This window comes from Blautia massiliensis (ex Liu et al. 2021), assembly GCF_052064225.1.
Taxonomy (GTDB): Bacteria; Bacillota; Clostridia; order Lachnospirales; family Lachnospiraceae; genus Blautia_A; species Blautia_A fusiformis.
Genome location: NZ_JBQHWA010000055.1, coordinates 1 through 11,742, shown reverse-complemented (window position 1 = coordinate 11,742; position 11,742 = coordinate 1). Strand labels below are relative to the sequence as shown.

Here is an 11,742-nt window from a genome sequence, read left to right as displayed (position 1 = left end):
AAGCGCCAGAGATACTACGAATCTCTGGGACTGGCTGCATAGGCAGTGATATCTTTGAGATAAATGTGTCAACCAATATTGACAATATCAACATTACAATCTGGCCAGATTGATGTATTTCAACTCACAGCCTCACGAAGAGGCTGACGGCAATTTTAGACAAAAATACATTTATCTAAAATTGTTTTTTACGCTTATTGCACATATCAATCTTGTTTTTTATTCAAATCATTATATTATAAATTTTTTTCTGGTAAAATACACACATTTTCTGGTGCGAATGTCCTGAAGTATTTCTGTAAGCTTACCTTTCGCACTATAATATTAAAGTATCTGTAACATCAAATCCAGGCTTTGCACCAATGTGTTCTACTTTATTTTTGTACTTTTCACCCAGATAATAAAATCTCAGGCTGTCCACGTCTTTATCTATAATATTCTCCAGAATATTCTTCACCTGCCTACATTTTGTTGCATCCATCTGACACTCAAATACTGAATTCTGCACTCTCTGTCCATAATTGGTACACTCTTTCGCAACTTTACGCAGGCGTTTTCTTCCTGCTGCCGTTTGTGTATTCACATCATATGTTATCAAAACCAGCATTATCTCACCTACTTCCAGAAAAATGGCGGATATTCATCCAAATCTCCTCTTAGATATCTCGCCAGCAACATACTCTGAACATACGGAGCCATTCCCCATTCTATCTTTTCATCCAGAAATGGATGTTTAATGGTTTCCTGTTTTTTTGACTGCCAAGCTGACAAAAAAGCTTTTCGACCTTCATCCGTCATAATGACCGCTTCATTTTCTTTTTTTATGAAATATTTTTCCTTCATAATTCTTTTATTGATCAATGTCAAAACAAAACGATCTACCATAACGCTTCTGAATTCTTCCATCAGATCCAGGGCTAATGACATACGTCCAGGTCTGTCTGTATGAAAAAATCCAACATACGGATCAAGGCCTACTGCTTCCAATGCGGATCCGCACATTCCTGCCAGCAAAGAATATCCAAACGACAGCATGGCATTAACGTTGTCCAAAGGCGGTCTCTTATTTCTTCCACGAAAGTAAAAAACTTCTTTCTGCTGTAATATCAGTTCGTCAAACACAGAGAAATATACAGAAGCAGCCTCTCCTTCTAGTCCTAATAACTCCTCTGCACTTTCACACTCTCTTATTTTCCCCATGTTCTGTGCAAGAAACAGAGATTTCTTTTTTATATTTTCTGTATCCAGCCGCATGGCATAGTCTCTTACAGCCCTTTCCAAAACCCACCTGGAATTATACACTTTTCCAAGAATAAAATTTCTGGCTATATGTATACTTTCTTCCCTGTTATCGCTGATTCGATACTGCTGTTTTCTCAACGTTACATTTCCCTTTACCTCACCAGAAATTCTGGCCAGAAATCTTCCATTTCCAGACATAAAAGAAAGATCTATATTTCTCTGCGCACACGCTCCCATAAGTGCTGGACTGGCCCCCGTGTAGCCAAATGTAATGATTGCCTGTAAATTATGTAAAGGAACTCTGCCGATTTCTGTCTGTTCTTCCAGGACAACTACATTTTCTCCATCCAAAAACAGATACTTATTCCCAGTTGTTACATACAATGTATTCAAAAGCCTTTTCATTCTTTTTCCTCTTCTGCAATGATTCTGTCAATATATCTGGAAACAGAGTTCTTTTTATTCAGAACAGGAATACAAATATCTTTCAAAGAACAGGCATTGCACTTTTTGCTTGTCTTTACTTTCGGTGTATATCGCTGCTCATAATATTTATGCATCTCTGCAAATATCTTTCGAACCTTTTCCCGCACTTCATCTGTAAATTCTACTTTCATGCGATGTCTTGTTTCTCCATAAAAGATATAGCCATAGGATATATCGCAGCATAACATTTCTTCCAGACACATTGCCTGTGCCGCTACCTGAAGAAGATCCGAATCATCTGTTTTCGGTCTGCCTCTTTTATATTCTATCGGAACAGCCTTATAAAGTCCCTCTTTTCCTGCCAGATGAATTCCATCTTTTACTTTATGAAATTCTACTACATCACATTCGCCACTCACTCCCATTTCCCGGGAGTGAATTGGCATTGCACGTACGATCAAAAGATCTCCTCTTTTTTCGTTCATGCTTGCATCATGTGCGTTTTCATGAAGAATTTTTCCTTCCACTGTTCTGACATTCTCCTGCCACTGCAATTCTATATATGCCAATGCCCACTGTCTTCGGCAGAATGCAAAATGCTGAATTCCGGATAACTGAAGAAAATCTTCTTCCTTATACAAAATCAAATTCCTCCGGTTCTTTGCATCCGTCTACATGCCATAAGATTTCGTAATCTGTAAATTCTCTTGGATGTTCCTCTTTACATTTAATATCAAAGCCTCTCTGGATTTTTCCACTGGAAACAGCAGGCGTTTTTTCATCATGCTGCCACCAGTACATTTTGCAGACTTCCATACTTCCTTCCGGTCTTGCAGAAGAAGCATCATTTTCGAACAATGTTTTTAATGCCTCTTTCAGCAATTCTGCATCTTCCTGACTGAATCCTGTTTTTTCAGCAAGCTGAACATTCACACTTCCCATTACTTTATATACCGCAAAGCCTACTCTATGTTTCGTGCCCATGGTATCTGAGGCCTTGCTCTCTTTTCCGGATTCGCTGTTCACACTCTTAGTGATCTGCATACTGATGATATCAATAGGTGAAAGGCTGATTGCCTGATGAATGGAAACAGGTCCTCTTACTCCAAATGATACCGGAATTCCTTTAAATGCGAAGACCTGACCAAAAGCTCTGACATCCAGCCACTCTTTGCAGGCAATCGCCGCACAGGCATCGCGATTTGCATTTTTCTTATTTCCTATCTGAGCTTTCAGTTCCTCACATCCATCTGCACGGTCTTTCAAACTGGTATAGGGATCATCTGTACGGTCATCTGACTGTACAAAAATTTTCTGTCCAAGATCCTGAAGTCGATTTCTTATCTTTCTTTTAATGCACACGTCCGATATTTCACCATATCCATCCATGTTAATTCTTGGACGGTTTCCATTTAATGGATCTCCATTTGGATTCGCATTATCAGCACTTACAAATAAAGTAAAATCAATTTTTCCTTTTAATTCACTCATCGTTTATTCCTCCTCTTCCTTCTCTTTGGAATCTTCCTTTTTCAGTTTCAGATCATAAGCCTGGCTATGAAAACCAAGAAGATATAAGCCATTCAATTTTTTATTATCCTTGAAACTATCTACTTCAAATAACTCATAAATGTCGTTTAACAGATTTTCATAAAAACGTCTTTCAGCAATTCCCAGCTTATTCATATATGGCTGAATATTTTCTTCAATTACCTTCCATGTTTCAAAAGGTCTCTGGGAAAAAGTGCTCATGTATCTTTTTGCATTTGTAACCCTTGCTTTATCTCCATCATCATAAGTACGATACTCAATCCGGTCTGCCACTGCCAGTAAACGTCCGTATAAATAATTTCTGTCCTTTTGTTTTTTATCTAATGCCACATTCCATTCCTCCTTGTTTCTTTTTTTTCTGTCTTTTTTCACCAGAGAACACGCCAGCGTTAAAACCCTTTCCCAGTTATTTTGCTCTTTGTATGTCAATGGATTGGAAGCCTTTAACACAGCTCTGTTCACATAATCCTGCGGGATTTCAGCTCCGTTCCAGATACAGGGAATCAATCTTCTCGCAACTTCCGCATACATCTTCTTTCCGTTTGCGTCCACAATCGCAAGTCCGCCGTTACTTTCTATACCAAACAGAATCTCTGCTACGTCTTTAACACCAACCATTCCGGAAAACTGTATTCTTTTTTTGTCTTTCCATTTTTCATGGATCCAGTTACAGCTTTCATGCCATTTCTTTATATTTTCCAGATATCTCGCAGAGTCCAGAGTCATCTCCTCAACCATGGATAATCTTCCCGGTGTGGCTGCATCAAAGCTAAGAAGAATCATTGCTGATGTATTATCTACTTTTTTTCCATATCCACGAAGTGCTCTGTAAAATTTTTCAGCAGTGACTGCATTTCCATCTGATATGATTTCTTCAGATTCTTCATCATCCCAGTCATATTCCGATGCGATAACTTCTGTATCTGCATTCCATCTTGGCATACTCAGTCGATTAGATTCCCATGTAACAACTGCCAACGTATCAAAAAACGTTCCCTGTTTCCGGATGATCCATTTCAAAGCATTATGAATCTTCTGAGAAGTTTCATTTCCTACAGCAAAAGCCTCTTCTCTGCTTACAAACCGTCCCCGATAGGTAAAATTCTGACTGTCATTTGACGAGATCAACTTTGCCCCATCACCTTCATTACGGATTTTTTTAGAATGAAGATAGGAAATAGCTTCCATATTTCCGGTAAGATAGCACAATCCTTTCTCTTTTTCCCGGGATCGCACATAATTTATATAACAATCCTGAAGTGTTCTGTCTTTCCAGCATTCATCTGTTTTTAATTCAAAAAGATCTGGATTTGACGAACGAATGATAAAACGCACAAATGCTTTCGTCTGTACAATTCCCTGAATATTTTCCTTATCATCAATCTGGTTCTGTTCATCCAATTTTATAATCTTTTTATCGACCAGATCAGAGATCAGGGTATTTTTTTTCAGGTATAAATAAATTGCCCGAACCTTCTCATGACAATATTCTGATTCTACCCATTCTCTCAACTTAGAAATATACAATTCATGACAGATTCCATCATCTTTATAATATTTTGTATAGTCTCCCGCAAGATATCTCAGATTATCGCACAACGGATGCGGCTCCTTTCCCGCAGTACGACTTCCTGATTTTTCTGTAACCGGTATGATTGTCAATTTATCATTAAGATCTACCGGTTCTGCATTTATAAAATCGCCATTACAATCAATAGTCACTGTTATCTGTGCGGTCACAGTAGTATGAAACGGTGGCAAAAGAACATATGGCATTTCTCCCCGATACTCAATGACACCTATTTTGTCACTGTTTATCTCATACAGATCAATGAGTTCAGTTACCCAGCTCACTCTCCCACCTCCTCACTGGTAAATTCTTTTAGACCTGTAAAATTATCTTTTCCGAAAATTTTACGTTCCATTTTTCTGATGTGTCTTTTCTGTGTACATTCTTCCGGTCTTATAAATTCTATAATTCCTCCCTTCTTCATAACCGGTTTCCAGAAACGCACCGTCATTTTTCCCTTATCTTCTTCCAAAACAGCTTCATCCGCATATGTTATGCCATGATACATAAAACCGTAATCTACTTCTCCGGTCATTGTATCATAAAAGCTTTCTCCCTCACCAAATGTACAAGGTTCTTCAAAAGCCTGACACTCTCTTGTTCCAAGAAAAATATCTCTGCGTCCGCCTCGCTTGACCATCCTTTTGGCAATATTATGATGTTTATACTCATTTCGATCATCTTTCAATTCTGTATGATTATAATTTATTTCAAAATGCGCACGCACTTGATAACGAACATCTTTCAGATACGTATAGTATGCAAGCTCATTGCCACCATTATATGCGATCGGACGGATACCTTTTGTTTCTGTCTGAATCGGATTCATTACTCTTACTGCATCTACGATCCACATGATCGTAGGTTTCCAGTAAATGCTTTCCACAATTCCTCGCAAGGCTTCATATGTGGGAATATGATAACTTGTCTTTTCTCCACCGACACGCATAACGGGATCAGAAAAAAGTGCATATGGTCCATATACTTCAAACTCTATTGTATTTCTATATTTTTTCATGTTTCTCACCACCTTTATATGCTGCAATAACTCATCTTTGGTTCATCTACAACCCCTATATTTTTATCATAATATCCATCACTCAATACCAGAATCCCTTCGCTGTTTTCATATATGGCATTTCCCAGTTTGCTTTTTCTGGTTTCCGAGATGCCGACCGTATATCTCTGTAATTTTCTCAATATCTTTTTCTTTTCTGTTTCTGTTCGCACTTGTAATAGTTCTTCCAACAACTGATGCGACTCAGTTTCATATGGAACAACAACACTTACTTTATAAGTATCAGAAATCACTTCAAACTCATGTCCTGCTGTCTGGAAAGCCTGCGGAAGTTTTATATGCATTTTTTCTTCATGTTTTCGTCTGTATTGATTCTGACCTGTTTGATTTTTTCCCAACAGATCCACTAAAGTTACAGGCACATTATATATTTCAGCCGGAAATTTCGTTTCTGACTTTCTTAACTGTGTATGATACACTGAATAATAAAATTTTATAGCTATTTCTGAGTCCAATGCATAATTAAACTTTTTCTTATCATGCTTAAAATCATCAAGCACCTTTTGCAAAGCCGCCTGTGCGTTTCTTATTTCTCTCAAATGTTCCAGTTTTTCCGCTTCCCGGGACATCTGCACAATATAAACCGCCCCCATTCTTCCCAGTTCTTTATGTCGGTTGCATCTTCCTGCTGCCTGAATAACATTGTCAAGGCCAGCTTTTGACCGGATTACGCATCCGAAAGAAAAATTCACTCCCGCTTCCACAACCTGTGTACTAACACAAATAATCTTCTTTGATCTTTCTTTTAATGCATTTCTTATTTCTTTCAAAGTATCCAGTTTATGTTGTGGGCACATATTATTACTCAGATGAAGAATCTCATATTCTTCCGTACAGCTGTCTTCCAGTTTTTGAAATACTTCAAATGCACATTTTGTAGTATTTACAATTACTAAAGTACTTCTATATTCCTCTGTTTTTTCTAATGCAAAATCTCTTAAATCTTCTGTTTCCATCCCTCCGGCGTATCTTTCTGTTTCATCGATAATCTCAACTCGTTTAAAAGCTTTTGCGTATTTTTCAGATTCTCCTGACATCTCCATGCACTCGCAGATATTATTTTCTTCAAGAGAAGCCAGTGTCGGCTGTGTAGCCGAACATAATACCACTGTTGTTCCACAAAACTGAGAAAGAAAATTCACAGCCAGATTAAAAAGTTCTGTGCATTTAACCGGAATCGCCTGCACTTCATCAAATATGATAACGCTGTTACATAGATTATGCATTCTACGAATACAACTCTTTTGATCAGAAAATAACGTATTTAAAATCTGTACTGCTGTCGTTACAATAATTGGTGAATCCCAAATCTCTGTGAGATTTCGATATTTTTCCTCTTCTCCTTCTTCACAGATTACATTACAGTGATGTTCCAGCACAGCAGAAGGCAGTCCCGTTGCTTTTCGAATTTCCTCTGCGTTCTGTTCCAGTATGGATGTGAATGGAGCTACATAAATAATACGATTTTTCTGTTCTTTCCTCGCATGATAGAGTGCGAAACGAAGACTACTGAGCGTTTTTCCGGCACCAGTTGGCACTGTCAGGCGATATAGTTTCTGATTCGTTTCAGCTGCCTTTCGGCAGGAGTCAGATATCTCCTGTCGAAAACTGTTCAGCTGATTTCCATTGTCCGGATTATTTTGAATTTCATTTTTCAGATACTGCTCAAAATTATATATGCACTTCTGCCATATTTCCTGAGTCTCTTTCTGCGAAATTCTTTTCGATAAAGGAATATCCTGAAAAAAACATGCTGTATCTGTCCAGTCACCATCAATCAGCAAAGACAACGCGATTCTCAGATACATTCCCAGATAAAAATATCTGCTTCCATATTTTTTTCCAGAAGAATCTTGTTTTTTAACAAATTCATTTATATTATTAAAGATTTTTTGATATGACTGAATTGCCTCCTCTCCGGATTTCTTCAACGTTTTTATATCATAAATCCGGAAAAATTTTTCTTTAATGTATGCATACTCAATTTCTTTTTTCAAACGTCGTTCCTGTAAACTCTGGCCATTTTCCAGATTAATACAATCTTCCATTCCATGATGAAAATAAATCAATGTACTGATAAATTCCGAGACAGGCCATTCCTTTATTAATTCAAGCGCAAGTCTTCCACCGGCAGTAGAATGATCCAGTCCATGTTTATGTACCTTATCACCCAACTTCCGAATATTCTTAAAATCATCCTGATTTTTTGTGCCAAGCTTTCCTGCATCATGAAGAATTCCAGCTAATTCTACAAGGTTTTTCAATTCTGGAAGTTCACAGACATTACTTAAAAAAAGAACAACATTTCCTGCGTGTTCCTGCATAGACTGGATTCTTTGTGTTTCATAGTCTACATGGGCCAGTGTACACTCTTCCGTTTCCGGAATACTTATTTCTTTATCTTTCATTCAGTACTCCTTGTGTTATATGCCTATTTTTACAGTATTAAATTTCTGTTTTTTATATATTTTTACTATATTTTATCAGGATTATAGCCTTAACGCAAGACATATACCGAAAAAATGTTCGATTTATATATCTGCCTTACTGACAAACCGTTAAGCATTATTCCCGTGGTAACATCATCAGATTATCTTTCGATGTACTATTCGCCACAGAACGAACATATTTCTCACCCTGTGAACTTACTGCTGGAATAAGATATGGATATGGTGAAATATTTACGGTAATGGTTTTAGGAAATTTTTGCAGATAGTCGTAAACTTCTGATTTCTTCCAGTACGTACTTGTCTGATCTATATAGATAGAATCAATGTCCTGTACATTTCCAGAATTACCACAGTTACGCTTCATTTTGATTTTAATTGCTTTCATGATAAAAGCCTCCTTATGATATTTTTATTGAATCCGCAGATTCATTGTTGTAATGAAAATATCATAGAAAGGGTTTACAAAAATCGAGAAATAATTTAGAATAGATGTGCTGGATGCTATTCAAATTGTTTGGATTGCATTTCCTATGATGAGCTACTTAGTATTACCAGTACTAGGTAGCTCTTTTTCATTACAGCTTTACTATACGCTTATTTTCTCCCTTTGTTAATATATCCATATAAACATGCAAAATATTTTTTATCAATACAATGTATAGCCAAATCCAAAAAAGATTTGACTATAACATTACAGTATATCCTTATAAACATGCTTTTCAACTCACAGACTTCCATCTGACACTAAATAAAGGCTGCAGGAATCACTCATTCCTACAGCCTTTATTATAAACTTTTCTATTTTTCAGCCTTTTTGCCTTTACTCAAACTCCTTTGCGGACTGCGTTTCATGACACGCAAAGGCTGTTATTAGAGGTTTATATTTCGAACGTGCGTTCTGTTTTTGTGTTTTTCGCACCGCTTATGAAGAAATAAACTCCAAAATAACTCCATTTTACTCTTTATTATTTTGTTGTTCTTCTCTTGCGTAAAGAATGTCCAACGCCTGGAATATTACATTACTCATAGTCTGATAATGTCTCTCTGCATAAGATACTAGCTTTTCTTTTTGCTCTGGTGACATCCTAATTCTCAGACTAGAATCTTTGCCGTCTAATGATGGTTTTCTAGGCATCTTTCTCTCCTCCTTACATTTCATAGTTTAACACGAATTGATACAAGTGTCAATCTCGTTTTGTTAATATCACCCATTTCCCTTTTTGGCTACTTCCCTGCCTCTTCAGATAATTCTTTTCCTTCAATTTGGTTATATAATACTTCACACTAGCAAGATTCCAATCTAACGCATTAGCCATTTCTTTCTGCGTGATTGAAGGTTGCATACGTACAAGATTCAGAATTTCTATTTCTTTCTCACTCAGTACATTTTCATCTTCCACTTGGTCTAATCTCTCTAAATCTTGGTTAGCTTGGTTAGTAGCTTGGTTAGCTTGGTCAGTTATTGGATTGACTCGGAACAACTCTACCCGAAACATATTATCAAATTCCTGAAATCTCGGCTTTGGAAGTCCATACTCTTCTGCAGCATTAAGGATTCTTTTTATTCCGCTTCCCCATGCCTCTACAAGTCCCATCTGACTGAATATATTGGCAATGCCTTTATTCCTGATCTTCGAATGACCATTCATGACTTCCTCATAAGTTAATCCGTTATATAATCCACCCGGAGATGTCACCTCCAATCTGTCATCATAAACTGCGACCTGAATACAGGATTCATCTAATAGGTTACGGTGACAATGGGCATTAATAATCATTTCCCTGATTGCTTCCGGTGGTAACTCATATTTCTCTTTTCGCACCAATCCGTCAATTGTTGCTCCAAGCCGAATATTTCTCAATACAAAATCTACTGCTTCTTCGATTTGTGTATAGATTGGTCCTGTAAATTCTCTCTTATCCAGAAACATTGCACGATCTGTTCCCTTGAATACCGCACATTGTGTTTTGGAGAATGAAAAATAATCCGATGTCAGCAACGCATAGGCATTCGTTGCCAGAAGCTGTCCCTCGCTCTGCTTCAAAATTTTCCAGTTTATCAGCTGCTCTTTCTTTACAGAATGTTCTGACATTCCTGCTTTCTTCCAGAACTTTTCAATATCCTGACAAAGTTTCTCTGTTGCTTCCTCTGAAACAGGATAACCCACACAAGTAAGCTCATCCCATGAGATTCTGGCCCCTTCCATTTCCAGTTCTTTTATCTTCTCCGGAAATGCCTGTCTTGATGTACCTTCTACACGGATATAAGTGCCATTATCTTTTCCCTTTGATTTTAGATAATACGGTCTGTTCTTTCCAGCTTCTACTGATACAACAATGACCGTTTTCCCGTCTACTGTCTGTGGCTCAATATCAGGAATGATCTGTGGCACACAGGAATCAGAAACTGCATTGGCAATTCCATCCATCAGCTGAAACAACACATCATTTTCCACACCAACAATCTGGTGTGTTTTATCATCTACTCCAACAATCAGCTTGCCACCTTGTGTATTGGCAAAAGCTACGATTGTCTTCATGTACTTTTCACTTTTATCAGGTAAGGATACCTTGTACTCAATATTTTTCGATTCCCCGGAAAACATAGTATCTTCTACCATTCTTTCACTCCTACTCTATACTCGCACCACTGGTACGAATAATTCTATTTCCAGAGCAATCTTCTCTGGATCATTAACACTATTATACGTTCTATTCTTCTTTTCTATCAAGCAAGAAAACAAAACAGTTCATTTCTTCTTACCATTTTCTTCTGTTCTTTTTTGATGCCAGATAAAGTCTCGTCATCTCATCCATGAAAATAGTTTTGTCCTCATTGGTCATAGTTCCACTGGCAAATAAAGCAGCTACCTGTTCAAGAATCTGCCTTGCCTGTTTAGCACCAGCATATTCACTTGGCTCATCATTACCCAAGCACACGGTTTCATTATCATTCATAAGATAAGAAACCTGACACTGAAATGCATCTGCCAGTTTTTGATATAAACTACTCTGCTTCGGATATCGTCCTTCAACTTCCCAAGATCGAATTGTTCTATGAGAAACGCCCACCATATCACCCAGCTTTTGTTGAGTCATTTTTTTCTCTTTTCGCAACTTCCTAATTTTATCACCAAATGTTGTCATAAGTATACATCTTTCTCCTATGAGTTTTGTACATGCTTTATTTTTCTAACCACAATAAAAGTATATCATTATGCAAATAAAAAGAGAACCCGACATCACAAGCAAATTTGATGATGCGGGTTCCCTTCCCTCTTTATAGATCAATACCTTTTATTTTTTCATCTTATGATCCGATGGCAATCTCACTTTGATATTGTCAATATTGGTTGACACATTTATCTCAAAGATATCACTGCCTATGCAGCCAGTCCCAGAGATTCGTAGTATCTCTGGCGCTT

The 11,742-nt window shown here is 37.4% G+C and carries 11 protein-coding genes; all 11 read right to left on the bottom strand.

Annotated features, from left to right (window positions below; genetic code table 11):
- Positions 1-316: 316 nt before the first annotated feature.
- The 11 genes from cas2 to ACTNDQ_RS14745 all read right to left on the bottom strand — a co-directional run bounded on the left by cas2 (position 317) and on the right by ACTNDQ_RS14745 (position 11,464).
- Complete coding sequence (gene cas2 / locus ACTNDQ_RS14795) at positions 317-607, bottom strand: CRISPR-associated endonuclease Cas2 (RefSeq protein ID WP_092072094.1); 291 nt, start codon at positions 605-607, stop codon at positions 317-319.
- Between the two features lie 8 nt (positions 608-615).
- Positions 616-1,647 carry a type I-C CRISPR-associated endonuclease Cas1c gene (gene cas1c / locus ACTNDQ_RS14790; protein WP_441064948.1) on the bottom strand — a complete coding sequence of 344 codons (1,032 nt, stop codon included), beginning with the start codon at positions 1,645-1,647 and terminating at the stop codon, positions 616-618.
- A complete protein-coding gene (gene cas4, locus ACTNDQ_RS14785) occupies positions 1,644-2,312 on the bottom strand; it encodes a CRISPR-associated protein Cas4 (RefSeq protein ID WP_441064949.1) in 669 nt (222 codons plus the stop codon). Before cas4 ends, cas1c begins: the two co-directional genes overlap by 4 nt.
- Entirely contained in the window at positions 2,302-3,159 is an 858-nt protein-coding gene (gene cas7c / locus ACTNDQ_RS14780) for a type I-C CRISPR-associated protein Cas7/Csd2 (RefSeq protein WP_441064947.1), read from the bottom strand. The genes cas4 and cas7c overlap by 11 nt, the downstream gene beginning before the upstream one ends.
- Before the next feature lie 3 nt (positions 3,160-3,162).
- The gene (gene cas8c / locus ACTNDQ_RS14775) at positions 3,163-5,073 is read right to left on the bottom strand and encodes a type I-C CRISPR-associated protein Cas8c/Csd1 (protein ID WP_441064946.1); all 1,911 of its coding nucleotides are present in this window, start codon (positions 5,071-5,073) and stop codon (positions 3,163-3,165) included.
- Complete coding sequence (cas5c, locus tag ACTNDQ_RS14770) at positions 5,070-5,807, bottom strand: type I-C CRISPR-associated protein Cas5c (protein ID WP_441064945.1); 738 nt, start codon at positions 5,805-5,807, stop codon at positions 5,070-5,072. The genes cas8c and cas5c overlap by 4 nt, the downstream gene beginning before the upstream one ends.
- Before the next feature lie 14 nt (positions 5,808-5,821).
- Positions 5,822-8,275: a CRISPR-associated helicase Cas3' gene (gene cas3, locus ACTNDQ_RS14765; RefSeq protein WP_441064944.1), complete on the bottom strand. Its 2,454-nt coding sequence runs from the start codon at positions 8,273-8,275 to the stop codon at positions 5,822-5,824.
- A 157-nt stretch (positions 8,276-8,432) separates the two neighbouring features.
- Complete coding sequence (locus ACTNDQ_RS14760; protein WP_092072115.1) at positions 8,433-8,702, bottom strand: DUF3892 domain-containing protein; 270 nt, start codon at positions 8,700-8,702, stop codon at positions 8,433-8,435.
- 570 nt (positions 8,703-9,272) lie between these two features.
- A complete protein-coding gene (locus ACTNDQ_RS14755) occupies positions 9,273-9,452 on the bottom strand; it encodes a hypothetical protein (protein WP_008705291.1) in 180 nt (59 codons plus the stop codon).
- Positions 9,453-9,501: 49 nt separating this feature from the next.
- Positions 9,502-10,938 (bottom strand): AlbA family DNA-binding domain-containing protein, encoded by a 1,437-nt coding sequence (locus tag ACTNDQ_RS14750; protein ID WP_147608769.1) that lies wholly within the window; start codon positions 10,936-10,938, stop codon positions 9,502-9,504.
- A gap of 139 nt (positions 10,939-11,077) precedes the next feature.
- On the bottom strand, positions 11,078-11,464 hold the full coding sequence (locus ACTNDQ_RS14745; RefSeq protein ID WP_044924454.1) for a helix-turn-helix domain-containing protein: 387 nt from the start codon (positions 11,462-11,464) through the stop codon (positions 11,078-11,080).
- Positions 11,465-11,742 lie beyond the last annotated feature (278 nt).